General features: G+C 73.4%; 18 protein-coding genes, 1 tRNA gene, 2 pseudogenes and 1 riboswitch. Of the genes and pseudogenes, 9 read left to right on the top strand and 12 right to left on the bottom strand.

Going from position 1 to position 26,931, the window contains the following annotated elements; translation table 11 throughout:
• Positions 1 to 56 precede the first annotated feature (56 nt).
• The 5 genes and pseudogenes from GJV82_RS20910 to GJV82_RS16540 all read left to right on the top strand — a co-directional run.
• Positions 57 to 794 (top strand): annotated as a pseudogene (locus GJV82_RS20910) (Ig-like domain-containing protein); the annotation flags it as partial.
• Between the two features lie 242 nt (positions 795 to 1,036).
• Positions 1,037 to 1,285, top strand: a pseudogene (locus tag GJV82_RS20905) (hypothetical protein); the annotation flags it as partial.
• Positions 1,259 to 2,572 (top strand): fibronectin type III domain-containing protein, encoded by a 1,314-nt coding sequence (locus GJV82_RS16550; RefSeq protein ID WP_263971418.1) that lies wholly within the window; start codon positions 1,259 to 1,261, stop codon positions 2,570 to 2,572. The pseudogene GJV82_RS20905 and the gene GJV82_RS16550, both read left to right, overlap by 27 nt.
• Before the next feature lie 93 nt (positions 2,573 to 2,665).
• Positions 2,666 to 3,301: a ClpP family protease gene (locus GJV82_RS16545; RefSeq protein ID WP_115943068.1), complete on the top strand. Its 636-nt coding sequence runs from the start codon at positions 2,666 to 2,668 to the stop codon at positions 3,299 to 3,301.
• Positions 3,301 to 3,906 (top strand): ClpP family protease, encoded by a 606-nt coding sequence (locus tag GJV82_RS16540; protein ID WP_024842400.1) that lies wholly within the window; start codon positions 3,301 to 3,303, stop codon positions 3,904 to 3,906. The genes GJV82_RS16545 and GJV82_RS16540 overlap by 1 nt, the downstream gene beginning before the upstream one ends.
• A gap of 32 nt (positions 3,907 to 3,938) precedes the next feature.
• Here the strand turns inward: GJV82_RS16540 and GJV82_RS16535 are convergent, their stop codons facing one another.
• The 3 genes from GJV82_RS16535 to GJV82_RS16525 form a co-directional block, all read right to left on the bottom strand.
• On the bottom strand, positions 3,939 to 4,823 hold the full coding sequence (locus tag GJV82_RS16535) for a DUF6882 domain-containing protein (protein ID WP_155099978.1): 885 nt from the start codon (positions 4,821 to 4,823) through the stop codon (positions 3,939 to 3,941).
• A gap of 56 nt (positions 4,824 to 4,879) precedes the next feature.
• On the bottom strand, positions 4,880 to 5,332 hold the full coding sequence (locus GJV82_RS20815; protein ID WP_155099977.1) for a helix-turn-helix domain-containing protein: 453 nt from the start codon (positions 5,330 to 5,332) through the stop codon (positions 4,880 to 4,882).
• Between the two features lie 76 nt (positions 5,333 to 5,408).
• Positions 5,409 to 6,161 carry a TenA family protein gene (locus GJV82_RS16525; protein ID WP_024842397.1) on the bottom strand — a complete coding sequence of 251 codons (753 nt, stop codon included), beginning with the start codon at positions 6,159 to 6,161 and terminating at the stop codon, positions 5,409 to 5,411.
• Positions 6,152 to 6,279, bottom strand: a riboswitch (TPP riboswitch). It overlaps the preceding gene by 10 nt.
• A gap of 85 nt (positions 6,280 to 6,364) precedes the next feature.
• On the opposite strand from GJV82_RS16525, the gene GJV82_RS16520 reads away from it, so the two are divergent.
• Together GJV82_RS16520 and GJV82_RS16515 are read left to right on the top strand one after the other, a co-directional pair.
• On the top strand, positions 6,365 to 7,279 hold the full coding sequence (locus tag GJV82_RS16520; RefSeq protein ID WP_155099976.1) for a VOC family protein: 915 nt from the start codon (positions 6,365 to 6,367) through the stop codon (positions 7,277 to 7,279).
• A gap of 132 nt (positions 7,280 to 7,411) precedes the next feature.
• On the top strand, positions 7,412 to 7,813 hold the full coding sequence (locus GJV82_RS16515) for a VOC family protein (RefSeq protein ID WP_155099975.1): 402 nt from the start codon (positions 7,412 to 7,414) through the stop codon (positions 7,811 to 7,813).
• 15 nt (positions 7,814 to 7,828) lie between these two features.
• Here the strand turns inward: GJV82_RS16515 and GJV82_RS16510 are convergent.
• The 6 genes from GJV82_RS16510 to eno form a co-directional block, all read right to left on the bottom strand.
• Positions 7,829 to 7,905 (bottom strand) — tRNA-Leu (locus GJV82_RS16510).
• Positions 7,906 to 8,032: 127 nt separating this feature from the next.
• A complete protein-coding gene (locus GJV82_RS16505; RefSeq protein WP_024842236.1) occupies positions 8,033 to 9,523 on the bottom strand; it encodes an NAD(P)/FAD-dependent oxidoreductase in 1,491 nt (496 codons plus the stop codon).
• Between the two features lie 134 nt (positions 9,524 to 9,657).
• The gene (locus tag GJV82_RS16500; RefSeq protein ID WP_155099974.1) at positions 9,658 to 10,677 is read right to left on the bottom strand and encodes a Ppx/GppA phosphatase family protein; all 1,020 of its coding nucleotides are present in this window, start codon (positions 10,675 to 10,677) and stop codon (positions 9,658 to 9,660) included.
• A 21-nt stretch (positions 10,678 to 10,698) separates the two neighbouring features.
• On the bottom strand, positions 10,699 to 11,226 hold the full coding sequence (locus GJV82_RS16495) for a DUF501 domain-containing protein (protein WP_318657747.1): 528 nt from the start codon (positions 11,224 to 11,226) through the stop codon (positions 10,699 to 10,701).
• Positions 11,227 to 11,267: 41 nt separating this feature from the next.
• Positions 11,268 to 12,071 (bottom strand): septum formation initiator family protein, encoded by an 804-nt coding sequence (locus GJV82_RS16490; protein WP_155099973.1) that lies wholly within the window; start codon positions 12,069 to 12,071, stop codon positions 11,268 to 11,270.
• Between the two features lie 177 nt (positions 12,072 to 12,248).
• A complete protein-coding gene (gene eno / locus GJV82_RS16485) occupies positions 12,249 to 13,535 on the bottom strand; it encodes a phosphopyruvate hydratase (protein ID WP_162290245.1) in 1,287 nt (428 codons plus the stop codon).
• Between the two features lie 447 nt (positions 13,536 to 13,982).
• On the opposite strand from eno, the gene GJV82_RS16480 reads away from it, so the two are divergent.
• Positions 13,983 to 19,652 (top strand): peroxidase family protein, encoded by a 5,670-nt coding sequence (locus GJV82_RS16480; RefSeq protein ID WP_155099971.1) that lies wholly within the window; start codon positions 13,983 to 13,985, stop codon positions 19,650 to 19,652.
• 131 nt (positions 19,653 to 19,783) lie between these two features.
• Here GJV82_RS16480 and GJV82_RS16475 read toward each other — a convergent pair whose 3' ends face one another.
• Complete coding sequence (locus GJV82_RS16475; RefSeq protein ID WP_318657746.1) at positions 19,784 to 20,512, bottom strand: MazG family protein; 729 nt, start codon at positions 20,510 to 20,512, stop codon at positions 19,784 to 19,786.
• Positions 20,513 to 20,590: 78 nt separating this feature from the next.
• Positions 20,591 to 22,774 carry a carbohydrate-binding module family 20 domain-containing protein gene (locus tag GJV82_RS16470; protein ID WP_155099970.1) on the bottom strand — a complete coding sequence of 728 codons (2,184 nt, stop codon included), beginning with the start codon at positions 22,772 to 22,774 and terminating at the stop codon, positions 20,591 to 20,593.
• Between the two features lie 261 nt (positions 22,775 to 23,035).
• On the opposite strand from GJV82_RS16470, the gene GJV82_RS16465 reads away from it, so the two are divergent.
• Positions 23,036 to 23,254, top strand: a complete 219-nt coding sequence (locus tag GJV82_RS16465; RefSeq protein WP_155099969.1) for a PLD nuclease N-terminal domain-containing protein — start codon at positions 23,036 to 23,038, stop codon at positions 23,252 to 23,254.
• A 79-nt stretch (positions 23,255 to 23,333) separates the two neighbouring features.
• Here GJV82_RS16465 and mfd read toward each other — a convergent pair.
• Positions 23,334 to 26,931: transcription-repair coupling factor (gene mfd, locus GJV82_RS16460; RefSeq protein ID WP_155099968.1), on the bottom strand; the 3,598-nt coding region annotated here is incomplete at its 5' end.

Raw genomic sequence — 26,931 nt, 5'->3', positions numbered from 1 at the left:
CCGGCCTCACCGACCAGGCGCCCACGCTGCGACCGGGCATCACGCCCCTGGAGGTCGTGAGCGGGGAGCCGCTCGCGATCGACGTCACGGACCACGTGCTCGTCGTCGAGGGCAGGACCCCCCGGCTCACCACGGAGGAGAAGGTCACGGCGCTCGAGGGCACGCGCGAGGTCACGTCCACGACAGAGATCGTCTACACCTCGGACGCCGGGTACGTGGGCCCCGCGGCCGTGACGTTCGAGGTCACCGACGGGTCCGGTCCGGACGACCCCGACGGCAACACGGCGCTGCTGACGATCCCCATCAGCGTCGTCCCGCCGGAGAACCTCCCCCCGGAGCTCTCCACGCCGACGCTCGACGTCGCGGCGGGCGAGGAGGCCACGGTCGACCTCGCGCGCTTCGCGACCGACCCGGACGGCGACGCCCTGACGTTCGCCGCGTCCGGAGGCGCCGAGGGCGTGACCGTGACCGTCGAGGGCACGACGCTGCGCGCCCAGGCGACCCCGGACGTGCCCAAGGGCTCCGTCGTGCAGGTGCCGATCACCGTGACCGACGGCGAGCACCCGCCCGTCGAGGGCGCGGCGACGCTCACCGTCGTCGCCTCGACCCGCCCGCTCGCCCGCGCCAACCAGGACACCGTCGACGACGCGCACCAGGGCAAGCCGACGACGGTCCCCGTCCTGGCGAACGACTCGAACCCGTTCCCGGACACGCCGCTCGAGATCGTGGGTGCGAGCGTGGAGACGGGCAGCGGTGACGTGTCGTACAGCGGGAACGACGTGGTCGTCACGCCGGAGCAGTCGTTCGTCGGCGTCATGGTCGTCGTCTACCGCATCCAGGACGCGACGAAGGACCCCGACCGCATGGTCGAGGGCCGCGTCCAGCTCAAGGTGCTGGGCAAGCCCGAGGCGCCCGCGACCCCGCAGGTGCTCGAGGTCCGCTCGAAGACCGTCGTGCTCNACAGAACGGCTACGAGAAGGCCTGCGGCACCACCACGTGCACGCTCGACGGCCTCACCAACAACGTCGAGTACACCTTCACCGTCTTCGCGACCAACGCCGTCGGCGACGGCCCCGCCTCGCCGCCGTCCGCCGTCGCACGCCCCGACGAGAAGCCCGATCCGCCCGCCGCACCCACCCTCGAGTTCGGCGACCAGTCCCTCACCGTCACCTGGACCAACAAGACCTACACCGACCGGTCCCCCATCCAGACGGTCAACCTGGAGATCTCGCCCGCACCGCCGAGCGGCGCGGTGCAGATGCAGGCGCTCGCCGGCACCCAGGTCGTGTGGACAGGCCTGCAGAACGGCGTCGCCTACCGGGTGCGCGTCCAGGCCGTGAACCTCGCGCCCGACCCGTCCGAGTGGGGCGAGTACTCCGCCGAGGAGATCCCGGCGGGCCTGCCCGACGTCCCGAAGACGCCGACAGCGAGCCGCGCGGCGGACTCGCCCCTCAACGGCGGCTCGATCGACGTGTCGTGGGCGCAGCCGTTCGAGAACGGCGACGCCATCAAGGCCTACCACCTCCAGCGGTACCGCAACGGGTCGCCGGACGGGGCCCCGCTGACGCTGACGGGCCTCAGCCACAAGGCGACCGGCCTCGACAACGCGTCGTCGTACACGTTCACGGTGACGGCCGAGAACAAGGCGGGCGTGACCGCGGCCAGCCCGGCCTCGGCCGCCGTCGTGCCGTACGGCCGACCCGAGGCGCCCCCGCGGCCGAGCGTCCAGAACGTGGGCTCGAGCTCGCAGGACAGCGGCATCCCGCGCGTCTCGTGGGGCGCCGCCGACGCGAACGGCAGCCCGATCACGAAGTACACCGTCACGGCGTCGCCGGGCGGCGCCAAGCGCGAGGTCTCCGGGACGTCGGTGGACTTCACGGGCCTCAGCGCGGGCACGTACACGTTCACCGTGACCGCGACGAACGCCGGCGGGACGTCGACCTCGAGCCCGGCCTCGGCACAGGTCAGCGCCTACCAGAAGCCGGGCACGCCCGGCGTCTCCTCGTCCCGCACCGGCGAGAACCGCGGCCGGTTCACGATCTCGGCGCCGTCGTCGAACGGCGGCAACGCGATCACGCGCTACGAGTGGGAGCTCTCGGGCGCGCAGAACCGGACGGGCACGGGCCAGAGCGTGGACGTCGGGTCCGACTACGACCAGACGTACCGGCTGCGGGCGCGCGCGTGCAACGCGGCCGGGTGCGGCGCGTGGAGCGGCCAGGCGACGTTCACGACGGACAAGCGCCCCGAGCCGCCGCGGATCTGGGTCACGCGTGGCCCCCAGCGCAACACCCAGCCCGGCTACGGGAACTGCACCGGCAGCATGTGCACCGTGTTCCGCGTCAACGCCAACGCGACGTTCCCCTCGGGCACGTACACCTTCCAGTGCTACTACGACGGCAACCGCATCGGTAGCTACTCGTGGACCGAGCATCTCTCCGCCGGCGGCTACGTCGACCTCGGGTGCATCCTCGGGAACCCCTACGGGACGCAGCGCACCGCCAAGGTGTACGTCACGATCAGCCCGTCACCGAGCGGGATCGTGGTCGAGCAACGAGACTGGCCGATCCGCTAGCCGGACGGGCGGACGGGCGGCTCTGCCGTCGGCAGATGTGCCGACGGCAGATCGCCCGTCCGCCGGGCCGCCCCGCGGGGCACTGTGGGTGGCATGACCAGCACCGCACGCACCCCGCACGCGGAGGCCGCCGCCGTGGCCGCCTCCTCCTTCGACGACCAGCTCACCACGCGCCTGCTCCACCAGCGCATCGTCGTCCTCGGCACGGCCGTGGACGACGCCGTCGCGAACCGGCTGTGCGCGCAGCTCCTCCTGCTCTCCGCGGAGGACCCGCGCGCGGACGTCGCGCTCTACGTCAACTCCCCCGGCGGCTCGGTGAGCGCCGGGCTCGCGATCTACGACACGATGCGGCTCATCCCCAACGACGTGTCGACCGTCGCGATGGGCTTCGCCGCGAGCATGGGGCAGTTCCTCCTGTGCGCGGGCACGCCCGGCAAGCGGTACGCGCTGCCGCACGCGCGGATCATGATGCACCAGCCCTCCGCCGGCATCGGCGGCACCGCCGTCGACATCGCGATCCAGGCCGAGAACCTCGTGTACACCAAGGGCCTCATGCACCGGCTGCTCGCCGAGAGCACGGGGCAGAGCGTCGAGACCATCGCGGAGGACTCCGACCGCGACCGCTGGTTCACCGCCCAGCAGGCGCTCGAGTACGGCATGGTCGACCGGATCGTCGAGTCCGTCGACGACGTCCGTCCCGCCCGCTCCGCCCGGAAGGTGGGGCTGTGATGGCGAGCTACACGATCCCGACCGTCGTCGAGCGCACCCCGCTCGGCGAGCGCGCGTTCGACGTCTTCTCCCGCCTGCTCTCGGAGCGCATCGTGTTCCTCGGCACGGAGATCGACGACGGCGTCGCCAACGTCGTCATGGCGCAGCTCCTGCACCTCGAGTCCGACGCGCCCGACCAGGAGATCGGCCTGTACATCAACTCCCCGGGCGGCTCCGCGACGGCGCTCATGGCGATCTACGACACGATGCAGTTCGTCCGCTGCGACGTCTCGACCATCTGCATGGGCCAGGCCGCCTCGGCCGCCGCCGTGCTGCTCGCGGCGGGCACGCCCGGCAAGCGGTTCGTGCTCGAGCACTCGCGCGTCCTGCTGCACCAGCCGTCCGGCGGCGGCGAGGGCACGATCTCGGACCTGTCGATCCAGGCGGAGGAGATCCTGCGCATCCGCTCGGAGACGGAGGAGGTCCTGTCGCGGCACACGGGCCAGACCGTCGAGCGCCTGCGCGCCGACACCGACCGCGACCTCGTGCTCACCGCGCGCCAGGCCGTCGAGTACGGGATCGCCGACGCCGTCGTGACGTCGCGCAAGCTCGCCACGGCGGCGTGACGCCCAGGTCGTGACGCGCTCGGCGCGGAGGTCTACCCGCGCCGCCGGAACCACGACCGGCGGCGCGGCTCCGGTCGGTCGGCGGGCGGGTCGACGACGGCGTCCGTCGCGGGGCCGGGGGTCGGCTCCTCGGACGCGGAGCCGGCGTCCGGCGTCGTGGGCCGAGGCGTCTCAGGCTCCGGCCCAGGCTCGGGAGCGGCCTCGGGCTCGGGTGACGGGGACGACGACGCCGCGATGCCGGCGAGGCGTCCGGCGTCGTCGAAGCTCACGGTCACCGTCCCGTCGGGCACGACGAGCGTCACCGACCCGGCCACGTCCTGCGACGTCTCGAGGCCGCGCACCGACGCGTAGGACGCGAGGGCGCGCCGGTGGTCGACGACCGTCGTGGAGAGCAGGCCCTCGCTGAGCGTGCGCACGACCCGCGGCACGGTGGGTGCGGGCAGGACGAGGTCGTCGTGCTCGACGAGGAGCCACGCGCGCGTCCCGCCCCCGACGGGCGCGCTGTAGTGGGTCCAGGACCGGGTCACCGCCTTCGCCGCGAGCGTGTAGCGGTACGGCAGGTCGTCGGTGAGCGGGCGCTCGGGTTCCTCGGCCTCGCGGAGCCCGGTCGCACGGGTCCGCTCTGCGGCGTCGAGCACGGCGTCGGGGAAGCCGTTGACGTTGTTCCACGCCCACATCCAGGTCCCCGGACCTGGTGCCGCGGTGCCGAGGAACTGGACCCGGCACGTCGTCGTCCCGCCGTCGGGCGCGGTGAACGTCAGCGTGCCCGCGACCAGGTCGGCGTTCCAGGCGTCGTCGCCGTGGAGGTCCGCGAGGTGGAGCTGGTGCTCGTGCGAGACGAACGCGGCCTCGTCGACGAGGTCCTGGAGGGTCGGCGCACCGGGCGCCGCCGCGCCGTCGGTCTGCGGCTCCGTCATGGACCGACCGTAACCGCGCGTCGCACCTCCGGACCCGGCGCGACACGCCGTCCGGGTCAGGCGGCGACGAGGAGGGCGTCCGGGGTGCGCGCGCCTGACGGCAGCGTGCGCACGGCGCGCGCGACGGGCAGGTCGCGCGCCGGCTCGCCCACGGGGGCGGGGTGCCGGGGCGCGGAGAGCGCGCCGCGCTCGCGGACCGCGGACAGGACGCGCACGGGCGCGACCGGCCGCAGCTCCTCCCCCGTGCGCGCCACGAGGTCGACGAGCCGCAGGCCGAGCGCGCCGCACACCGCGGCGAGCACCTCCGAGGAGGCCTCCTTGCGACCACGCTCGATCTCCGAGAGGTACGCGGTGGACACGCGCGCGGCGGCCGCGACGTCGACGAGCGTGCGTCCCTGCGCGAGCCGCGCCCGCCGCAGGATGCCGCCGATGACGTGCCGCAGGAGCGGCTCCGGCCGCCCGTCGCCGCGGGAACGGTGGGTCGCCGCCGTGGCGCTCGTCACGTCCATGCGGTCACGCTACCCGCGCCGCGCCCGGGTGCCGAGGCCCCCGGGCGCGGATCTGCTCCTGGCGTAAGCGGCGCCGTCACCAGTCCTCGAGCGACCAGGCCATCTGCCAGAACCGGGTCTCGTGGCGGCAGCTCTGCTCGAACGCGCGCTCCATGCGGGCGCGCTCGGCCTCGCCCGCGTCCGCGGCGAGCGCGTCGAGGCGCGCGCGCAGGTCCGCGAGGACGCCCTCGGTCCGCTCGGCGGCGTAGAACGCCCACCAGCCGGCGAGGGGGTGGTCGTCCCCGATCGCGCCCGGTGTCGTCGCACGCTCGGCGAGCCAGAACCGCCGGGCGGACCAGATGTAGGTCCACGGGCACGGCAGGAGCGCCGCGAGGAGGACGCCGAGCGAGTCGCGGCCGGCGGCGAGCATGTGGTCGACGTACGCCTGCGCGCTCGGGGCGAGGCGGTCCGTCTGCGCCTCCTCGTACGTCACCCCGAGGAAGTCGCACATCGCGTGGTGCGCGTGGGACTCGTCGTCGAGGAGGAACCCCGCCTTGTCGTGGAAGTACTGCGCCCACGACCGGTCGGGCGCGAGGGCCATGCCGAGCCCGTAGCAGCGCAGGTAGGCCGTGAGGTACTGGTGGTCCTGGCCCACGTAGTGCCGCACGGCCGCCGGGTCGACGGACCCGTCGCGCAGGCCGGCGAGGAACGGGTGGTCGTAGAAGGCGTCGAAGAGGGGCGCGTACCGGCGGGCGAGGCCGGCCGTGAAGCCGCCCTCCCCGGGCCGGACGAGCGCGGTCGGGTCGTCCGCGAGGACAGGGGTCCGGGTGATGGCAGCAGGCGTCGTCATGCCCACGTTCCTCCGCTCGTGCTAGCGAGATCAGGTTCGACGGGTCCGGGCGGCCGTACCGCTCGTCTCAGTCCCTCGGCCCGGCGCACGCCCGGACGGGACACCCCGCGTGGTTCGGGGCGACCCTAGCAAGGACGGGCGCGCGTCGGGAGCACGCTCGCGAGTGTGGGAATATAGTTGTAGCGACAACAGTTGGAGCCACCATGACGAGCACCCCGACCGACCGGTCCCTGTCACCGTCCACGAGCATGGACGCCGTCACGCTGCGCGTCGGCGACCTCGAGCAGATGACGTCCTACTACACGGGCGCGTTCGCGCTCGCGCCGCTCGAGGAGCGCACGCGCGGCACCGAGGTGCACCGCGTGCTCGGCCGCGGCACGACGCCGATGCTGCGCCTCGTCCACACCCCGGGCCTGCCGCCCGTCGACCCGCGCCAGGCCGGGCTGTTCCACACGGCGTTCCTCTTCGACGACGCACCGAGCCTCGCCGCGACCGTCTACCGCGCCGCGCAGGACCGCCGCGGCTCCTTCGTCGGGTCGAGCGACCACCTCGTCAGCGAGGCGTTCTACTTCACCGACCCCGAGGGCAACGGCGTCGAGCTCTACACGGACCGCCCGCGCGAGACGTGGGTGCGCGAGCGCGGCCAGATCCTCATGACCACGACGTTCCTCGACCCGAACGCCTACCTGCGCTCCCACCTCACCCAGGACGCGTACGACGCCGGCCCGTCGCTCGCCGGGCGCGTCGGCCACGTGCACCTCCAGGTGGGCGACGTCGCGACGGCGCGCGACTTCTACGTCGACGCCCTCGGGTTCGAGGCGACGCTGAGCGGGTACAGCGGCGCCCTGTTCGCGTCCGCCGGCGGCTACCACCACCACGTCGCGATGAACGTCTGGAACAGCGCGGGCGCCGGGCCGCGGGCCGCGAGCCTCGGGCTCGGGGACGTCGCGATCACCGTGCCCGGCCGCGAGGACCTCGACGCCCTCGTCGCGCGCCTGCGCAGCCGCGGGCTGCAGCACGCCGACGACGGTCGCTCGGTCGTCGTGCACGACCCGTGGGGCACGCGCGTCACGCTGTCCCTGCCCGGCACGACGACCGACGAGCTCCTCGCGCGCTGAGCGCCGGGCCGCCCGTCGGGCCGGGCCGGCACCTGACGGCCCGCCCGTCGGTCGCGGCCGCTCGGAGGGCGGTCCGGCCGTCCGGCGCGCACCATGGGGGAGGTTCCGCAGCGCGCACCGAGGAGCGACGCCATGTTCCGCAGCCTCTTCCCGATCCTGACCGTCGCCGACGTCGAGCGGTCGCTCGGCTTCTACCGCGACCTGCTGCGCGGGACGGTCGAGCACGCCTTTCCCGACGACGGGCCGCCCGTCTACGTGAGCGTGCACGTGGGCGGGTCGCCGCTCGGGATCGGCCTCGACGACGGCACGGCGCCCGCGGGCGTGCCGCGCACCGCGCTGTGGGTCTACGTCGACGACTGCGACCGCGCCGTCGAGCACCTCGCCGCCGCGGGCGTCCCCGTGCTCGAGCCGCCGACGGACCAGCCCTGGGGCGAACGCGTGGCGCGCGTGCAGGACCCGGACGGCACGGTCGTCGTCCTCGGCCAGGCGGCGACGCCGCCCGCCGAGCCCGAGGGGCCGACAGGGCTCTCGTAGCGTGGCACCCGCTCGTGGTGCCCCCACCGGGACTCGAACCCGGAACACGCCGGGTTTAAGCCGGCTGCCTCTGCCAGTTGGGCCATGGGGGCGCGCGCCGAATCTACCGCGACGTCCTCGGCCCGGCCGCCGACCGGGGACGGGACACGACGAGGGGCGAGCCGCACGTGCGGCTCGCCCCTCGTCGTCGGGCAGGACGCCGGGAGTCCCGGCGTGCGGTCAGGACGCCTTGGCGGCAGGCGTCCGGTCGTCCGCGTCGACCGTGCCCGCGCCGGACTCGGCCGCAGCGGCCGACCCCTGCGCGGTCTGCTTGACCGGCTCGCCGTCCTTCTTGGGCGGCACGGACGCGGCGCGGAACTCGGCGCGCGGGTCGTGCAGCGAGCCGAGCGAGACGAGCTCGCGGCCCATGAGGAACTGGCCCATCCAGCCGATGAAGATGCGGATCTTGCGGTTGCCCGTCGGCATCGCCATGACGTGGTAGCCGCGGTGCATGAGCCACGCGGGCGTACCGCGGAGCTTGAACACGCCGAACAGCTCCGCGACGCCCTTGTACAGGCCGAGCGACGCCACGGTGCCGACGTTCTTGTGGCGGTACTCGACCGGCGGCTCGCTGTGCAGCTCGAGCGCGAGGTTGTCCGCGAGGCGCGTCGCCTCACGGATCGCGTGCTGGGCGTTCGGCGGGCAGAACTTGCCGGGGTTGAGCACGTCCGGGACGGCGGCGCAGTCGCCCGCGGCCCAGGCGTTCGGCACGACGTTGCCCTCGGCGTCCGCGACCTGGAGCGTCGGGAGCACGATCACGCGGCCGAGCTTGTCGACCGGGAGGTCCGACGCCTCCTTGATGACCGGGTTGGCCTTGACGCCAGCGGTCCACACGATCGTGTCGGAGTCGAACTCGACGCCCGTCGACGTGACGACGTGGCCGTCGACGCACGACGACAGGAACGTGCTGAGGTGGAACTCGATGCCGCGCTTCTTCAGCTCCTCCAGCGCGTACTCCGCCATGGGCTCGCTGAGCTCGGGCAGGATGCGGCCCGCGCCCTCGATCATGACGAAGCGGAGGTCCTTCTCCTCGATCGTCGCGTAGTTGCGCGTCGCGTAGCGCGCCATGTCCTCGATCTCGGCCAGCGCCTCGATGCCCGCGAACCCGCCGCCGACGAACGTGAAGGTGAGCATGCGGCGACGCAGCTTCTCGTCCCACGTGGACGACGCGACGTCCATGCGGTTGAGCACGTGGTTGCGGACCGCGATGGCCTCCTCCACGTTCTTGAAGCCGATCGCGTTCTCCGCGAGGCCCGGGATGGGCAGCGTGCGCGAGACGGAGCCGAGGCCGACGATGAGGTGGTCGTACGTGACCGAGTAGTCGTCGCCCTCCTCCGGGTGGATCGTGACGCGGCGCGCGGCGTGGTCGACCGCGACGACCTTGCCCTGCAGCACGTCGACACCCTTGAGCGCGCGGCGGTGCGGCGCGACGACGTCGCGACCGTCGATCGAGCCCGCGGCCGCCTCGGGGAGGAACGGCGCGTACGTCATGTACGGGCGCGGGTCCACGACGACGATCGCCGCCTCGCGGCGCCCGAGCTTCTTGCGCAGTCGGCGCGCGGCGTACAGACCCACGGAGCCGCCGCCGAGGACGACGACCCGAGGCACCTTCCGGGGCCGCGGCGAGGCGGTCTGGGCACGGCTGACCGAGGTCAGGTCATTCTGAGGCATGGTTCCAGAGTATTACCGCTCGCGGCACTGGCGAGCCGGAGCGTCCGTCTGACGGGCGTGACGCGCCCCACGCCCGGCCCGGGCGACCACGCAGACGCGACGTTCCGCGCGCGCCGGACCGGGGCGCGAGAGCGTCAGGCGATCGACCAGGCGATGCCGTCCAGGATGTCGTGCTCGCTCGTCACGACGTCGGTGAGCGAGCCGCCCGCGGCCGCGACGTCGTCGCGCACCCGACGCACGACCTCCGACCAGACGAGCGCGCCCGCGCCGATGACGTCCACGCGCCCGGGGTGCATGAAGCCGAGCGACGCACGCTCCGCGCGCGTGCGGTGCAGCAGGTCGTCGCACGCCGCGAGGACCTGCTCGACCGACAGCACGGCGCCGTTGATCCGGTCGCGGTCGTACTGCGCCAGACCGAGGGCGTGCGCGGTCACCGTGGTCACCGAGCCCGCGAGCCCCACGAGCGTCGCGGCCCGCCCCAGCGGCACGACGCGCGCCGCGTCGTCGAGCGCGGCGCGCACGTCGGCACGCGCCGCGGCCTCCTCCTCGGCCGTCGGCGGGTCCGACCGCAGGTGGCGCTCCGTCATGCGCACGCACCCGACGTCCATCGAGTACGCGGCGTCCGGCGTCGCCGTGCCGAGCACGAGCTCCGTGGAGCCGCCGCCGAGGTCGACGACGACGTACGGCCCGGGGCGCACCGACGCGACGGTCGACGTCGCGCCGCGGAAGGACAGGGCCGCCTCCTCCTCGCCCGAGACGACCTCGGGCTCGACGCCCAGCGCGTCGAGCACGCCCGCGACGAACTCGTCGCGGTTCTCGGCGTCGCGCGTGGCGGACGTCGCGACGAACCGCGTCCGCGTCGCACCGAGCTCGGTGATCACGCCCGCGTAGCGGCGCGCGGCGTCGAGCGTGCGCGCGAGCGCCTCGGGTGCGAGGCGGCCCGTGCGGTCGACGCCCTGGCCGAGCCGGACGACCTCCATGCGCCGATCGAGGTCGACGAGCGTGCCCGCGGCCGGGTCGACGTCCGCGACGAGGAGGCGGATCGAGTTGGTGCCGCAGTCGATCGCGGCGACGCGCGAGGCGCCGGGCGGGACGGGTGCGGTCGAGGAGCCGGCGGCGAGCGCGCCCGGCGCGGAGGTGGAGCCTGAGGTCATGCGTCCAAGCGTGCCACGCGGTCAGCAGGTGCAGCGGTCGGGCCGCCACACGTCGCGCACGCGCTCGAGCGCCTCGTCGCCCAGCGGGTTCACGCCCGGCCCCGCGGCCAGCGCGTGCCCGACGAGCACGTGCAGGCACTTGACGCGCGTCGGCATGCCGCCGGCCGAGATGCCGTCGATCTCCTCGACGTGGCCGAGCGCCTCGCGCTCGGCGAGGTAGTGCTCGTGCGCGCGGCGGTACGCGGCCGCGAGCTCGGCGTCCTCGGTGAGGCGCTGGGACATCTCCTTCATGACGCCGTTCGCCTCGAGCGTCGACGCGGCCCCGACCGCGCCGGGGCTCGTGAGGTAGAAGGTCGTCGGGAACGGTGTCCCGTTCTCGAGCCGCGGCGCCGTGCGGACGACCAGCGGACGCCCGCACACGCACCGCGCGGCGATGCCGACGACGCCGCGCGGCGTGCGCCCGAGCTGCTCCGCGAGCGTCTCGAGGTCACGCTCGGTGACGACGGCGTCCGGGTCGTCGGCGGGGATGGCCAGGCGGGCGTCGGGCACGGGTTGTCCTCCGGGTCGGTCGGTCGCGTCGGGTCGACGCGTCACCCATTCTCCCCGCTCGCGGGCGACGTCCCGTCGTCGGGCTGCCGCGCGCCCTCGGACGGCGTCGTGCCCGCGCCGCCCCCGCCGTCGCCCTCCTGGCCCGACGACGCCGGCTGGCCGCCCGCGACCTGCACCGACACCCAGATCGCCTCGTACCAGGGCGTGCCCGCCTCGTACCCGCGCACCGGCCCGTCGGTGATCGTCCGGCCCGTCTGGGGGTCGGTGTCGTCGACGACGGTCTCCGGGTCGAGCACGCGCCACGGCCGCTCGCCCGGCATGACGAAGTTGAGCCGGTCGCGCGCCTCACGCACCACGTACGCCGGGTCGTCCCACCGCGCGAGCTCGGCCTCGAGCTCGTCGTGCTCGGCCTGCGCCTGCTCCAGGTCTCCCCGGAGCTCGCGCAGCTCGCCCGTCTGGTTGACGTACGCGCGCAGCGTGGGCAGCAGGAGCACGACGGCGAGGAGGACGACGACGGACAGCACGAGCGTGCGGACCGTGACGACCTCCGGCAGCAGGAATCCGTGCCGGCTGCGGCGCCGGTCCTCCCGCGCGGGGCCGGGAGCACGGCGCGGCGTGGTCGGGCGTGCGGCCGGTCGGCGCGCACCCGCGGACGCCGCGGACGCGGACGTCGAGCGCGCGGGCTTCCTCGCCGACGCGCCCCGCGCGCCCGACGCGGGCTGCGACGCCGACGACCCCGCGGAGGTCCCGCGCGACGTCGGCTTGGTCCCCGAGGACCCTCGGGTCGGCCCGGTCCCCGGCCGCGCGGCGGCGCCGGGACGCGGAGGACGGCGCGAGGAGGGCATGGGTCGATTGTGGTGCCCCGGGAGGCACCGGCCGGGGAGCACGCGCGGTGCGTCCGCGAACGTGAGCCGATCGACACGACATCTTCACCCGGACGCGCCGGAGCCCGGCGGGCCGACGTGCGGCCCACCGGGCTCCGGGTGCCGGGTCACCCCGGCGGCGTGCGCGTGACCGGACGGTCAGGCCTGCGCCGACCAGCGCGGGAACGCGCCGCGGCCGGCGTAGCGCGCGGCGTCGTCCAGCGCCTCCTCGATGCGCAGGAGCTGGTTGTACTTGTTGATGCGCTCGCCGCGGGCGGGGGCACCGGTCTTGATCTGGCCGGCGTTCGTCGCGACGGACAGGTCGGCGATCGTCGTGTCCTCGGTCTCGCCCGAGCGGTGCGACACCATCGCGGTGAAGCCGTTGCGCTGCGCGAGCTCGACGGCGTCGAGCGTCTCCGTGAGCGTGCCGATCTGGTTGAGCTTGACCAGGAGCGAGTTCGCGGCCTTGAGCTCGATGCCCTTCGCGAGGCGCTCGGGGTTGGTGACGAACAGGTCGTCGCCGACGATCTGCACCTTGTCGCCGACCTCGGAGACGAGCTGCGCCCAGCTGTCCCACTCGTCCTCGGACAGCGGGTCCTCGATGGAGACCAGCGGGTAGTCGCGCACGAGCTGCTCGTAGTACGCGATCATCTCGGCCGGCGTCTTCGCGCCGCCCTCGAACTGGTACGCGCCGTCGGAGAAGAACTCGGTCGACGCCACGTCGAGCGCGAGCGTCACGTCGGTGCCCGGCGTGAAGCCGGCCTTCTCGATCGCGACGAGGATGAGGTCGAGCGCCTCGCGGTTGCTCGCGAGGTTCGGCGCGAAGCCGCCCTCGTCGCCGAGCCCCGTGGCCAGGCCCTTCTCCTTGAGCACGGACTTGAGCGAGTGGTAGACCTCGGCGCCGGTGCGCAGCGCCTCGCGGAACGACGACGCGCCGATCGGGGCGACCATGAACTCCTGGATGTCGACGTTCGAGTCCGCGTGGGACCCGCCGTTGAGGATGTTCATCATCGGCACGGGCAGGACGTGCGCGTTCGGGCCGCCGACGTAGCGGTACAGGTCGAGACCGGCGCTCTTCGCGGCGGCCTTCGCGACGGCGAGCGAGACGCCGAGGATCGCGTTCGCGCCGAGCTTGCCCTTGTTGGGGGTGCCGTCGAGGTCGATGAGGGCGGCGTCGATGAGGCGCTGGTCCTCGGCCTCGAAGCCGATGAGCTCCGGGGCGATGTCGTCGATCACGGAGTTGACCGCGCCCTCGACACCCTTGCCCAGGTAGCGGGACTTGTCGCCGTCACGGCGCTCGACGGCCTCGAACGCACCGGTCGACGCGCCCGACGGCACGGCGGCGCGGGCGAACGTCCCGTCGTCCAGGACGACCTCGACCTCGACGGTCGGGTTTCCGCGGGAGTCGAGGATCTCGCGCGCTCCAACGGCTTCGATGCTGGCCACAGGTGCTCCTTCGGGGCAGGGCTGCGGGCGCTTCGGCAATGGGGTGCGGCCGACCCGGGCAGGGAAACCCGGGACGCCGCGTGCGCGCCCGCGACGATGGTGGGTTTACGCCCACAGCCTAGTGCCCGTGTGTGACGTGCGCCGCTGCGTCCGCTCCGTGGGCCCGTGCGCGGGACCTCGGTGGGCGGACCGGTGACGTTGGTCCCGAGGCCGACTGCACGCACGCGGAGTCGGACGCATGACCAGGTAGGACGCGAAAATAATCGGCTCAAATGACCCAGACAATCGTCCAACTGCTGTCTGGCGCTGTCACTCGAACATCGTTTCGTGCCGGTCGAGTTCACCCGGTGTTCACCTACCGTTCACCTTGACCCGAGCAGTAGCGTGACGCCACGAACCGTTGTGCTGCCAACGACGACAGCACCGTTCAAAGGGGTACAAGACGCCATGAAGCTCAATGAATTGCGCTCGGAACGAGCGCGGCGGAATGGGCGCACCAGAAAGTTCGTCGCCGCATTCTTCGCCTTTATCCTCGCGGGCACCCTCGCGAGCACCCCGGCCGCGGCCGTCACCGATCCCGACCCGTCGTTCCGCCTCACGGCGCACGACCTCGAGTTCATCCTCAAGCAGATCCACATCGCCGAGGCGCACTCCGCCGGCGGCACGCTGCTCTGCGACGACCCGACCGACACGAGCGGCAAGTGCGTCCCGAGCCCGGCCCTGCCGTTCGGCCTGCGCACCGTCGACGGCTCGTTCAACAACCTGCTCGCCGGGCAGTCCGACTACGGCAGCGCCGACCGCCCGTTCCCGCGGCTCCTGGGGACGACGTGGCGCGAGGCGGACCCCGGTCCCCCGTTCTCGCCGCCGAACCCGCCCGGCGCCACCGACCCGTGCGCCGCGGGCACCACGTGCTACTCGATGTTCGCGCCCGGCAGCTTCGTCTACGACGCCGACCCGCGCATCATCTCCAACCTCATCGTCGACCAGAGCGCCGACAACCCCGCCGCCGTCAACGCGGCGGAGAGCACCGAGGGCGGCGAGGTCCGTCCCGACGGCTCCGTGTACATCCCGAACACGGCGCCGGACGAGGGCCTCTCCGCCCCTTTCAACGCCTGGTTCACGTTCTTCGGCCAGTTCTTCGACCACGGCCTCGACCTCGTGAACAAGGGCGGCAACGGCACGCTCGTCGTCCCGCTCCAGCCCGACGACCCGCTGTACGACCCGGCGTCGCAGACCAACTTCCTCGTCCTCACGCGCGCCACGCGCCTTCCCGGGCCCGACGGCGTCATCGGCACGGCCGACGACGAGCACAACAACCAGACGACGCCGTTCGTCGACCAGAACCAGACGTACACGTCGCACCCCGCTCACCAGGTGTTCCTGCGCGAGTACGAGCTGCGCGACGGCGTCCCGCACGACACCGGGCGGCTCCTCGACGGGTCGCTCCCGGGCGGCGGACGCGGCGGCCTCGCCACGTGGGCCGACGTGAAGCAGCAGGCGCGCGAGGTCCTGGGCATCGACCTCACGGACGCGGACGTGCTGAACGTGCCGCAGGTCGCGGTGGACCTCTACGGCAACTTCATCCCCGGGCCGGGCGGGTTCCCGCTCCTCGTCACGGACGAGGACGGCGACCCCGAGACCGAGGACGCGCTGAACGTCGAGGGCAACCCCGCCGAGCCGGTCCCGACCACGAACGCCCTGCGCACCGCGCACTCCTTCCTCGACGACATCGCGCACGGCTCGACGCCGCTGTTCGACGCCGAGGGCAACCTCGTGCCGCAGCAGTTCGACGACGAGGGCAGCCCGATCCCGCCGGGCGTGCCGCTGTTCAACGCCGACGGCTCGCCGGTCACGGACCAGTCCCTCGCCGGCTACGACAACGTCTCCCTCGACGAGCACTTCGTCACCGGCGACGGCCGCGGCAACGAGAACATCGGCCTCACCGCCGTGCACCACGTGTTCCACTCCGAGCACAACCGGCTCGTCGGCTACATCGACGGCGTGCTCGCCGAGAACCCTGAGCTGCAGAAGGCCTACCAGGGTCTCGAGCACCAGTGGCCGACCAAGCGCGCGGGCGACGAGCTCCCCGGGCCCGAGGACGACGACTGGTCGTACGAGCAGCGGCTCTTCCAGGCGGCCCGCTTCGCGACCGAGATGCAGTACCAGCACCTCGTGTTCGAGGAGTTCGCCCGCAAGGTCCAGCCGAACGTCGACCCGATCGTCTTCAACGAGAACAGCTACGACGCGACGATCGACCCGGCCATCGTGGCCGAGTACGCGCACGTCGTGTACCGGTTCGGGCACTCGATGCTCACCGAGGAGATCGAACGCGTGGGCTTCGGGACCGAGAGCGTCAGCCTGCTCGACGGCTTCCTCAACCCACGCACGTACGACGACGACGGGACCCTGACACCCGAGCAGGCCGCGGGCGCCGTCGTCAACGGCACGACCAACCAGGTCGCGGGCCAGATCGACGAGCACGTCATCAGCACCCTGCGCAACAACCTGCTCGGCCTGCCGCTCGACCTCGCGACGATCAACATGCTGCGCGGTCGTGACACCGGGACGCCGGGGCTCCAGGAGGCGCGCCGCACGTTCTACGCCGCGTCGGGCTCCCCGACGCTCCAGCCGTACGAGAGCTGGTTCGACTTCGGTCTCGGGCTCAAGAACGGCAACAACTTCGGTCGCGGCGGGAGCAACGCGTCGCTGATCAACTTCGTGGCCGCGTACGGCACCCACCCGTCGATCCTCGCCGAGACCACGGTCGAGGGGAAGCGGAACGCGGCGTCCCTGCTGGTCAACGGCACGCCGTCCGGCGAGGGCTTCGTCCAGCGGTTTGCCGGGGACACGCGCTTCCACACGGCGGCGCAGATCAGCAGCTCGCACTTCCCCACCCCCGCGGCGGGCGAGCCCGGGGTGCCGGTCGTGTACATCACGACGGGCCACAACTTCCCCGACGCCCTCGCCGGCGGACCGGCTGCGGCGGCGGGCGACGGGCCCATCCTCCTGGTGGACCGGGACGCCGTCCCGGCCGCCACCGCCGCGGAGCTCCTGCGCCTGCGCCCGCAGACCATCGTGGTGCTCGGCGGGCCGCTCGCCGTCCTCGACACCGTGGTCAGCAACCTGGGTGGCTACACGTCCGGCCCGGTGACGCGGGTCGCGGGGACGACGCGGTACGACACGGCCGCGCTCATCAGCCAGGCCCTCATCCCGAGCGGGTCGGTCGACACGGTGTACGTCGCGACCGGGGAGAACTTCCCCGACTCGCTCGCCGCGTCGGCGTTCGCGTCGCGGGACGGGCACCCGATCCTGCTCACGGCGCGCGACGGCCTGCCTGCCGCCACGCGGGCCGAGCTCGTCCGGCTCGCACCGAGCCGGGTCGTCGTCCTCGGTGGCCCGATCGCCATCGGCGCGACGCCCGAGGCGCAGATCCGTGCCGCCCTGCCCGCGGCCACGGTCACCCGCGTCGCCGGGGACACGCGCTACGACACCGCGGCGATGCTCGCCCTCGCGGAGTTCACCGGACCGGTCGACACGCTGTACCTGACCACCGGCACGAACTTCCCCGACGGCCTGGCCGTGGGTCCGGTCGCCGGACTGTCCGGTGCCCCGGTCCTGCTGGTCCCGCCGACCGGCGCGGTCCCGCAGGTGGTCGTGGACGCGATCGGGCAGCTCGACCCCGGTCGCATCGTCGTCCTCGGTGGCACGCTCGCCGTGTCCCCGGAGGTCGAGGCCGTCATCGCCGGGCTCGCACCGCTCGCGCAGGAGGCCCCGGCCGACCGCGTCGACTTCGTGCACAGCACGGGCGCGTGGGCGAACCAGCCCGACGGCCTCACCACGACGGGTCTCGAGGACGTCGACTTCTGGACGGGCGGCCTCGCCGAGGCGCTCGACCCGTTCGGCGGCATGCTCGGCTCGACGTTCAACTTCGTGTTCGAGAAGCAGCTGGAGAACCTGCAGTTCGGCGACCGGTTCTACTACCTGTTCCGCAACCAGGGGAACCAGCTCTTCGCGGCGCTCGAGGCGAACTCGTTCGCCAAGCTGATCCAGCGCAACACCGACGCGTCGCTCCTGCCGGCGGACATCTTCTCCGTCCCGGACCCGTCGCTCGACCTCGAGAACCTGCCCGACCCGTGGCCGGAGCAGCTCTCGCAGATGGGTGACGGCACGTACCGCTGGGACGGCGACGAGCACGTCGAGATCCACGGCAACCGCACCGGGGACGACCGCATCCGCGGCGGCCAGGGTGACGACGCGCTGTGGGGCTACGGCGGGAACGACCGCATCGAGGGTGGTTCCGGGAACGACGAGATCATCGGCGGACCGGGCGACGACATCCTTACGGACAGCTTCGGCGACGACAACATCAAGGGCGGTCTCGGCAACGACGCCATCAACGGCGGTCCCGGCGTGAACCTGCTGCTCGCGAGCCACGGGAACGACTTCGTGGTGGGCGGCAACGACACGCCGAACGACATCTTCGCCGGCACGGGGAACGACGTGGTGCTCGGCGGCGCCGGGCGCACGAACATCTTCGCCGGCGAGGGTGACGACTGGGTCGAGGGTGGCACGCACGCCGACCTCGCCCAGGGGGACAACGCCAACCAGTTCCAGAACGACACGATCGGAGGCAACGACGTCGTCATCGGCGGCGCGGGCAACGACGACATCGAGGGCGAGGGCGGCGACGACGTGCTCGTCGGCCGGGCCTTCGGCACCGATCGGCACGAGGGCGCCATCGGCTACGACTGGGTCACCTACTACGGCGAGAACGGCGGGGTCGACGCCGACCTGCGCTTCTCGACGCTGCAGCGCCCGGACGTCCAGGCCGTCCGCGACCGGTACGACCTCGTCGAGGCGCTCTCGGGCGGCGGCGGCAGCGACGTCCTGCGTGGCCAGGGCGTCGGCGTCGACGACATCCCGGAGAACGAGGTGCCGCTGCACAAGATGACGCAGGAGACCCTCGACCTGTTCCCCGGCCTGGAGGAGATCCTCCGACCGGGCGGCGGGCACGAGGACTACGCCCTGCGGTTCATGGACGACCCGCTGGCCGCCGACCAGGACGGCCAGAGCAACCTGCTCATCGGCGGGCCGGGCAGCGACCTCGTCGAGGGTCGTGGCGGGAACGACTTCATCGACGGCGACGCGTACCTGCGCGTGCAGCTCGCCGTCGGCGACGAGCGTTTCGACAGCGCGTCCCAGCTCCAGACCCGCGTCTTCGCGGGCGAGGTCAACCCGGGCGACATCACGATCGTCCGCGAGATCGTGGAGGACGACGAGCCCGACACCGTGCTCGACACGGCGGTCTACCAGTTCGACCGCGAGGCGTACGAGGTGACCGACCTCGGCGACGGCTACGTCGCCGTCGAGCACACGGGCGCCGCGGAGCTCGAGGAGAGCGACGGGCGCGACATCCTGCGCAACGTCGAGATGCTGCAGTTCGGCGACGGCTGCCTCGTCCTGGCCACGATGGAGGCGTGCGCGTCCTTCGGGACCGTCACCTTCGCCGGCCAGATCGACCCGCCGACGGAGGACCAGCCGCTCACCGCGACGGTCGTCTTCGACGAGTCGCTCGTCCAGAACCCGACGAACGTCCGGTTCGCCTGGCAGCTGGGCGAGGGCGGCGAGGAGTGGGAGCCGTCCGCCACGGGCGACACCCTGCCGGACGCGCCCAACGGTCGCGTCGACACGTTCACCCCGGGTGACGGGGACGGCGGGATGCTGCTCCGGGTCGTGGTGACGTTCCGCGACGACCAGGGTCAGCTGCGCTCGATCGTCTCGGACGCGCTGCCCGAGGTCGTGAACATCAACGACGCCCCGACCCAGCCGGTGCTCTCGCCGGCGTCGGTGGCGGTCGGCGGCGGGCTCAACCTCGGCGGCTTCACCGACGGGGACGGGCTCGAGGAGGCGTCCGAGGCAGGGATCACGTACGAGTGGCAGGCGTCGACCGACGGCTTCGCCACCGTCCGGGTCCTGGACAACGTGGTGCCGACCGCGTACCTCGTGACGGCCGCGGAGGCCGGGCACCAGATCCGGGTCGTCGTCGGCTACACCGACGACCAGGGCACGGCGGAGACGGTGATCTCGACCGTCTCCACCGTGACCGGCGGCCCCTGACCGGGTAGGCGGCCCGCAGGGCCCGGCCGGCACCGGGACCCGTCCTCACGCGGACCGCACCTGAGGGGCGAGGGGGCCCGTCGCCACGGCGACGGGCCCCCTCGTCGTGCGCGCTGCTCGTGCGTGGCGGCTCAGGCCCGCGCCGACTCCGCGGCCCGGATCGCGCCCTCGACCCGGCGCAGCTCGCCACGCAGCGCGGCCTCGGCGTCGAGCCCGCTCGCCTCGGCGCGCGCCACGAGCGCGAGCAGCTCGCGCCCGAGCGCCTCCTGCGCCGCGGGGCCCGCGTCGTCGTGCGCCACCGACCCGGCGTCGTCCGACGGCGCCGCGAGCGCCGCGGCGACCGCGTCGCCCAGTCCCCCGCGCCCGGCGCGCGAGAGGACCTTCTGCGCCCGGGCGAGCGCGCCCTGCGTGCTGGAGATGCCCTCGAGCACGGACGAGCGCTGCTTCTCGGCCTTCTTGATCGCGTCCCACTGCTCGTGCAGGTCGGTGACCTCGGCGTCGGCGAACACGTGCGGGTGGCGGCGGACGAGCTTCGCCGCGAGGTCCGCCGCGACGTCGTCGACGGTGAACGGCTCGGGTTCCTCGCTCGCGATGCGCGCGTGGAACAGGACCTGGAGCAGCAGGTCGCCGAGCTCCTCGCGCATCCCGGCCCGGTCGCCGGTCTCGATGGCGTCGGCGAGCTCGTGCGCCTCCTCCAGCAGGTAGCGCACGAGCGACTCGTGCGTCTGCTCGCGGTCCCACGGGCACCCGCCCGGGGAGTAGAGGCGGTCCATCACGGCGACGACGTCGCGCAGGGGGTCCGGGGCGGTGGCGGGCTCCGGGGCGGGCGCGGCCCCGGCCGCGGGCTGGGTGTCGGTCACCGCCCCATCGTAGGTTCGCGGCCACGCCGACCCCGGACGCGCACGGGCCGCGCCCGGGGCCGGCTCAGGCTGCCCGTCTCACGACCGCCAGGTGTCGGACAGCGTCACGGAGCCGTCCGCGCCGACGGTCGCCGTGCGGTTGCCGCCGCTCTCCCAGACGACGTTCCCCGCGCCGTCGCGCCGGACGTACTTGTACTCGAACGTCGTCCCCGCGGGGAGGTCGACGCTCGCGGTCCACAGCGGGTAGCTCGCGGACGACAGCGGGACGCCGTGCGCGGGCGACCAGGAGCCCAGCGCGGGGACGCTGCCGACGACGTACACCTCCTGACCCCACGTGGTGGTCGCGGTGACGGAGAACGACGCGTCGCCCTGGACGCCGCCCGGTCCCTCGCCGCCGTCGCACGGGTCGCCCGCCGTGACCGTCCCCCCGGAGACGGCGACGGCGGCGCCGCTCAGCGCGTAGTCCGCGCCGCCGTTGTTGTCCCAGGTGCCGGAGCCGTTCGTGAAGGCCGCGGTGACGGTCGCGGCCGCGCCCGAGGCACCGTCCGGGAGGGCGATCTCGCGGGCGACCCAGCCCTCGCACGCGGGGGCCATCGCGATCCCGGGCACGGCGGTCCAGGCGCCCGTGCCGACGCGGTAGTGGACGCGGTACGCGTCCCAGCCCTTGTCCGTCGCGTAGTAGACGGTCGTCCCGGCCGGGTCGACGGGCCCCGGTCCGCCGGTGCCGCCGTCGGCCAGGGCGCCGACGTGCAGGGCGAGCGCGCCGTACGCCGGGACCGTCGCGGTGAACGTGCCGGACGCCGAGACCGTGACCGTCGTCGAGCAGTCCTTCGACGCGACGACGTCGCAGTACGTCCCCGCGGGGAGCGACGTCTGGTACGTGCGCGTCACGGCGTGCGCGGAGTTGTTGATCGTCACGTAGCCCTTGCTGCCGCGGCCGTACGCGACGTGGTTGTCCCCGTCGTCCCACCAGTGCGTCACCGCGGTGCCCGCGACGGTGTTGTGGAAGCCGACCATGCCCGCGATCTCGGTCCATCTCTGGGTGCACACCCAGGCCGGGTCCGAGCAGCTCGCGTCGGGGACCGACGTCGCGGTCGCGCCCGGGGCGCCGGCGTCCTTGTCGTCCCAGCGGTACCCCGAGTAGACGCTCGGCGCGCCGTACGGCCACGAGAGCATGAAGGTGTTCGCGAGCACGTACTTGGCGCCCCACCGGTAGCTCATGGTCTCGCCGTTGCGCTCGGTGTCGTGGTTGTCGACGAACACGCCCGCGCGGTCCGAGGGCAGCTTGCCGTCGCCGATCGTCCGCAGGTCCTTGATCCGGCCGTCGAACCGAGACTTGAGCTCGCGCGCGTAGGAGAACTCGTGCGAGTCGCCGGAGCCGAGGTACTCCACGGGCTGGATCGGCTCGCCGCCGGCGCCGATGACCTCGTGCACCCAGAACACGTCCGGGTCCGTGAGCCTCGCCTTGATCGCGGCGAGGTCGGCGGCCGGGACGTGCTTCGCGGCGTCGATGCGGAACCCGGCGACGCCGAGCGAGAGGAGGTCGTTCAGGTACCCGGCGATCGTGTCGCGCACGTGGTCCGAGCCCGTCCGCAGGTCCTGGAGCGAGACGAGGCGGCAGTGCTGCACCACGTACCGGTCCCCGTACCGGTCCCCGATGTTCTCCTTGCAGTCGTTGAAGTCGGCCGGCCCGTAGAGGCCCGGGTAGCTCTCGACGCCGTACGTCGAGCCCGCGACTCCCGTCCCGCCGCCCTGGTCCGCGCCCGCCATGTGGTTGACGACCGCGTCGGCGATGACGCCGACGCCGGCGGAACGGCACGTCTCGACCATGTGCGCGAACTCCGCCCGCGTGCCGAGCTTCGAGTCGATGCGGTAGCTCACGGGCTGGTACGAGGTCCACCACGCGGTGCCCTGGACGGTCTCCTGCGGCGGCGAGACCTGGACGTAGCCGAACCCGGCCGGTCCGATCGTGCTGGTGCACTCCGCGGCGACGGAGTCCCACGTCCACTGGAAGAGGTTGAGGATCACGTCGCCCCGGCCGTTCGGGGAGTCGACGACGGGCGCCGGCACGGGAGGTGCGGCCGCGGCCGGCGCGACGACCGGGGCCGTGGCGGCGAGCGCCGTGCCGAGCGCCAGCGCGGCCGAGGCGGCGGTCGCGACGAGTCGCCGCAGGCGGCGTCCAGGTCTCGGGGCGGGGCCGGGGACGCTCCCGGGGATGGACGCGGTCGCCGGAGGTCCGGCGGGGTCGGTGGTGCGCGTCATTGCTGCTCCTTCGAGGGATGCGGCGGCCGTGCGCTCGGCGCCGAGCGCGTGGCGGCCACACGGTGCTGACGAGCGCCCCGGGGTGACGGGCGCGAGGAGTCTCCGCAGCGTTGCAGAGCGTTTCCGGAACTTGCTGCAACCTTACAGAGGAGCCCGTGCGATGTCACCACCTGACGCGCTGACCGCCCGTGCGCGGGGCGCGAGGGCGGCATACCGTCGTCGTGCACGTGCACGCGCACCCGCACCACAGGAGGAGCCGCCATGGGGAACAAGCGCCGCTGGAAGGACCTCACGAGGGGCCAGAAGATCGCCGTCGGGGCCGTGGGCGCGGCCCAGGTCACGCTCACCGCCGCCGCCTACCGCGACCTCCTGCGTCGGCCCGCCGAGCGGGTCAACGGCACCAAGCTCGCGTGGGGTCTCGCGCTGCTCGTGAACTGGGTCGGCCCCATCGCGTACTTCCTCGACGGCCGCAAGGACTGACGCCCCGCGCCGAGCATGCTGTCGTCGCCCGTCCCGGCGTCGGGACGGGCGACGACAGCATGCTCGGCGGGTGAGGGGGTCAGCGACCGCCCGACGCCGTGCCGACCGTCGCCGCGGCGCTCACCTCGCCGAGGATCACCGCGTCGATGAGCTGGCGTGCCCAGTCGAGCACCTCGGCGCCGCGCAGCGGACGCCCGCCGATGCGCGCCGTCGTCGGGTACGGCACGAGGATCGCGCGGATCGCGGGCTTGAGCAGCGTGCCCGGGTAGAGGCGCTTGAGCCGCAGCTGCGCCGACTCCGGCAGGTCGACGGGCGCGAACCGGATGAACTTGCCCTGCGCGGTGACGTCCGTGAGCCCCGCCCGGCGCGCGTGGTTGCGGAAGTCCGCGACGTCGAACAGCGCCGACGCGACGTCCGGCAGCGCGCCGTAGCGGTCGACGAGCTCGGCCCGCACCTCGGCGAGCTGCGGCGCGTCGGTCGCCGCGGCGATCTTCTTGTACGCCTCGAGCCGCAGGCGCTCGGTCGCGATGTACGACTCGGGCAGGTGCGCGTCGACCGGCAGCTCGATCGAGACCTCCGGCTGCTCCTCGGGACCGTCGCCGCGGTAGTTCGCGACCGCCTCCCCCACCATGCGCACGTAGAGGTCGAACCCGACGCCCGCGATGTGCCCCGACTGCTCGCCGCCGAGCAGGTTGCCCGCGCCGCGGATCTCGAGGTCCTTCATCGCGACCTGCATGCCCGCGCCGAGGTCGGTGTGCGCGGCGATCGTCGCCAGGCGGTCGTGCGCGGTCTCCGTGAGCGGGCGCTCCGGCGGGTAGAGGAAGTACGCGTACGCGCGCTCACGGCCGCGGCCCACGCGGCCGCGGAGCTGGTGGAGCTGGGACAGGCCGAGCATGTCCGCGCGCTCGAGGATGAGCGTGTTCGCGTTGGAGATGTCCAGGCCCGTCTCGATGATCGTCGTGCAGACGAGGACGTCGAGCTCCTTCTCCCAGAACGCCCGGATCACCTGGTCGAGCTGGTGCTCGTTCATCTTGCCGTGGGCCACGCCGACGCGGGCCTCGGGCACGAGCTCGCGCAGCCTCGACGCCGTGCGGTCGATCGTCTCGACCTTGTTGTGCACGTAGAACACCTGGCCCTCGCGCAGGAGCTCGCGCCGCAGCGCGGCGGCGATCTGCTTCTCCTCGTACGCGCCCACGTACGTGAGGACGGGGTGGCGCTCCTCGGGCGGGGTCGCGAGCGTCGACATCTCGCGGATGCCGGTGACCGCCATCTCGAGCGTGCGCGGGATCGGCGTCGCGGACATCGCCAGCACGTCGACGTTCGTGCGCAGCTGCTTGAGCGTCTCCTTGTGCTCGACGCCGAACCGCTGCTCCTCGTCGATGATGACGAGGCCCAGGTCCTTGAACCGGACGCTGCCGGTGATGAGCCGGTGCGTGCCGATGACGACGTCGACCGTGCCCTTGCGCAGCCCGTCGACGACCTCCTCGGACTCCTTGGGCGTCTGGAAGCGCGAGAGCGCCTTCACCGTCACGGGGAAGCCCGCGTACCGCTCGGAGAACGTCTCGAAGTGCTGCTGGACGAGCAGCGTCGTCGGCACGAGGACCGCGACCTGCTTGCCGTCCTGCACCGCCTTGAAGGCCGCGCGGATCGCGATCTCGGTCTTGCCGTAGCCGACGTCGCCGCACACGAGACGGTCCATGGGCACCGACTTCTCCATGTCCGCCTTGACCTCGTCGATCGTCGCGAGCTGGTCGGGCGTCTCGACGTACGCGAACGCGTCCTCGAGCTCGCGCTGCCACGGCGTGTCCGGGCCGAACGCGTGGCCCTGCGTCGCCATGCGCGCCGAGTACAGGCGGATCAGCTCGCCCGCGATCTCCTTGACGTGCTTGCGCGCGCGCGACTTCGTCTTGGCCCAGTCGGCGCCGCCCATCTTGTTGAGGCTCGGCGACTCGCCGCCCGTGTACTTCGTGACCTGGTCGAGCTGGTCCATGGGGACGAACAGCCGGTCGCCGGGCTGACCGCGCTTGCTCGACGCGTACTCGATGACGAGGTACTCGCGCGTCGCGGCGTTGCCGCCCGTGCCGAGCGTGCGCTGCACGAGCTCGACGAACCGCCCCACGCCGTGCTGCTCGTGCACGACGAAGTCGCCCGCCTTGAGCTGCAGCGGGTCGACGACGTTGCGGCGCCGGCTCGGCATCCTGCGCATGTCGCGCGTGCTCGTGCCGGCGCGGCCCGTGAGGTCGGCCTCGGAGAAGACGGCGAGGCGCAGGTCCGGGGCCACGAACCCCTTGCCGACCATCGCGGGCGTGACGAGGACGATGCCGCCCTCGGGCTCGTCGTCGAGGCGCGGCACGAGGCGCGCGGGCGTGTCCGCGGCGCCGAGCTGCTCGACCATGCGCTTGGCCGGGCCGTGGCCCTCGGTCGTGAGCACGAGCCGCCACCCGGCGTGCTGGAGCCCGCGCACGTCGTCGAGCGCGCGCGCCACGTCGCCGCGGTAGGACTCGACGTCGCGGGCCCCGATCGTGAAGGTCGGCACGCCGTCGGCGCTCTCGCCGACGTGCGCGCTCGTGGTCCCCGGCGCGCGGTTCCCGCCCGCGCCGGGGGCGTCGTCGTCGGGCGCGACGTCGAGGTCGGGGTTGTCGAGCGCGAAGGACGAGAACGTCCACCAGCCGAGCCCGCGCCGCTGCGCGACCGTGCGCACCTCGGCGAACGTCTCGAACGACGCCGCCGACAGGTCGACCGGCGCCTTGCCGCCCGCGACGGCGCCCGTCCAGGCCGCGGCGAGGAACTCCTCGGTCGTCGCCACGAGGTCGTGCGCGCGGCGCCGCACGCGCTCGGCGTCGTCCACGACGAGCAGTGCGTCGTCGGGCACGAGCTCGAGCACCGGCACCATGCGGTCCACGAGGACCGGCGCGAGCGACTCCATGCCCTCGACCGCGACGCCCGCGGCGAGCCTGTCGAGCATCTCCGTCGCGCCCGGCAGGTCCTCGACGAGGGCCGCGGCGCGCGCCCGCACCGACTCGGTCAGCAGGATCTCCCGGCACGGCGGCGCCCACAGCCCGTGCTCGGCGATCTCGAGGCTGCGCTGGTCCGCGACCGCGAACCACCGGATCTCCGAGACCTCGTCGCCCCAGAACTCGACGCGCAGCGGGTGGTCCTCGGTGGGCGGGAACACGTCGAGGATCCCGCCGCGCACCGCGAACTCGCCGCGGCGCTCGACCATGTCCACGCGCGTGTACGCGGCGCCGACGAGGCGTTCCGCGACGTCGGTGAGGTCGGCCGTCGTGCCGGCGTGCAGCTCGACCGGCTCGAGCTCGCCCAGGCCGTCGACGACCGGCTGCAGGAGCGCGCGCACGGGCATGACGAGCACGCGCACCGGACCCGACGGGCCGATCTGGGCGTCCGGGTGCGCGAGGCGGCGGAACACCGCGATGCGCTTGGCGACGGTGTCGGCGCGCGGGCTCAGCCGCTCGTGCGGGAGCGTCTCCCAGCTCGGCAGCACGGCGACGACGTCGGCCAGCTCGTCCGGCAGGTAGGCGCGCACGCTCGCGGCGAGCTCGTCGGCGTCGCGCCCGGTCGCGGTGACGACCACGAGCGGGCGCGAGCCCGCCGCCCACGCCGGGCCGGTCGCCGCCGCGCCCGGCGCGGGCTCGTCGACCGGACCCGTCGCGCGCGCG

The organism is Cellulosimicrobium composti (assembly GCF_009711085.1).
In the GTDB taxonomy this organism is placed as follows: domain Bacteria; phylum Actinomycetota; class Actinomycetes; order Actinomycetales; family Cellulomonadaceae; genus Cellulosimicrobium; species Cellulosimicrobium composti.
The sequence above is the reverse complement of the archived record's forward strand: the minus strand, read 5'-3'. Positions and strand labels throughout refer to the sequence as shown.

Excerpts from the sequence above, each read along its gene's own strand:
- GJV82_RS16525 (WP_024842397.1), bottom strand. The coding sequence starts at position 6,161 with ATGACGACGCCTGCTGCCATCACCCGGACCCCTGTCCTCGCGGACGAC.
- GJV82_RS16505 (WP_024842236.1), bottom strand. The coding sequence starts at position 9,523 with ATGCCTCAGAATGACCTGACCTCGGTCAGCCGTGCCCAGACCGCCTCG.
- GJV82_RS16550 (WP_263971418.1), top strand. The coding sequence starts at position 1,259 with ATGCAGGCGCTCGCCGGCACCCAGGTCGTGTGGACAGGCCTGCAGAAC.
- GJV82_RS16535 (WP_155099978.1), bottom strand. The coding sequence starts at position 4,823 with ATGACGGAGCCGCAGACCGACGGCGCGGCGGCGCCCGGTGCGCCGACC.
- GJV82_RS16470 (WP_155099970.1), bottom strand. The coding sequence starts at position 22,774 with ATGACGCGCACCACCGACCCCGCCGGACCTCCGGCGACCGCGTCCATC.
- GJV82_RS16540 (WP_024842400.1), top strand. The coding sequence starts at position 3,301 with ATGGCGAGCTACACGATCCCGACCGTCGTCGAGCGCACCCCGCTCGGC.
- GJV82_RS16465 (WP_155099969.1), top strand. The coding sequence starts at position 23,036 with ATGGGGAACAAGCGCCGCTGGAAGGACCTCACGAGGGGCCAGAAGATC.
- GJV82_RS16480 (WP_155099971.1), top strand. The coding sequence starts at position 13,983 with ATGAAGCTCAATGAATTGCGCTCGGAACGAGCGCGGCGGAATGGGCGC.
- GJV82_RS16515 (WP_155099975.1), top strand. The coding sequence starts at position 7,412 with ATGTTCCGCAGCCTCTTCCCGATCCTGACCGTCGCCGACGTCGAGCGG.
- GJV82_RS16520 (WP_155099976.1), top strand. The coding sequence starts at position 6,365 with ATGACGAGCACCCCGACCGACCGGTCCCTGTCACCGTCCACGAGCATG.
- GJV82_RS16500 (WP_155099974.1), bottom strand. The coding sequence starts at position 10,677 with ATGACCTCAGGCTCCACCTCCGCGCCGGGCGCGCTCGCCGCCGGCTCC.
- GJV82_RS20815 (WP_155099977.1), bottom strand. The coding sequence starts at position 5,332 with ATGGACGTGACGAGCGCCACGGCGGCGACCCACCGTTCCCGCGGCGAC.
- GJV82_RS16545 (WP_115943068.1), top strand. The coding sequence starts at position 2,666 with ATGACCAGCACCGCACGCACCCCGCACGCGGAGGCCGCCGCCGTGGCC.
- GJV82_RS16490 (WP_155099973.1), bottom strand. The coding sequence starts at position 12,071 with ATGCCCTCCTCGCGCCGTCCTCCGCGTCCCGGCGCCGCCGCGCGGCCG.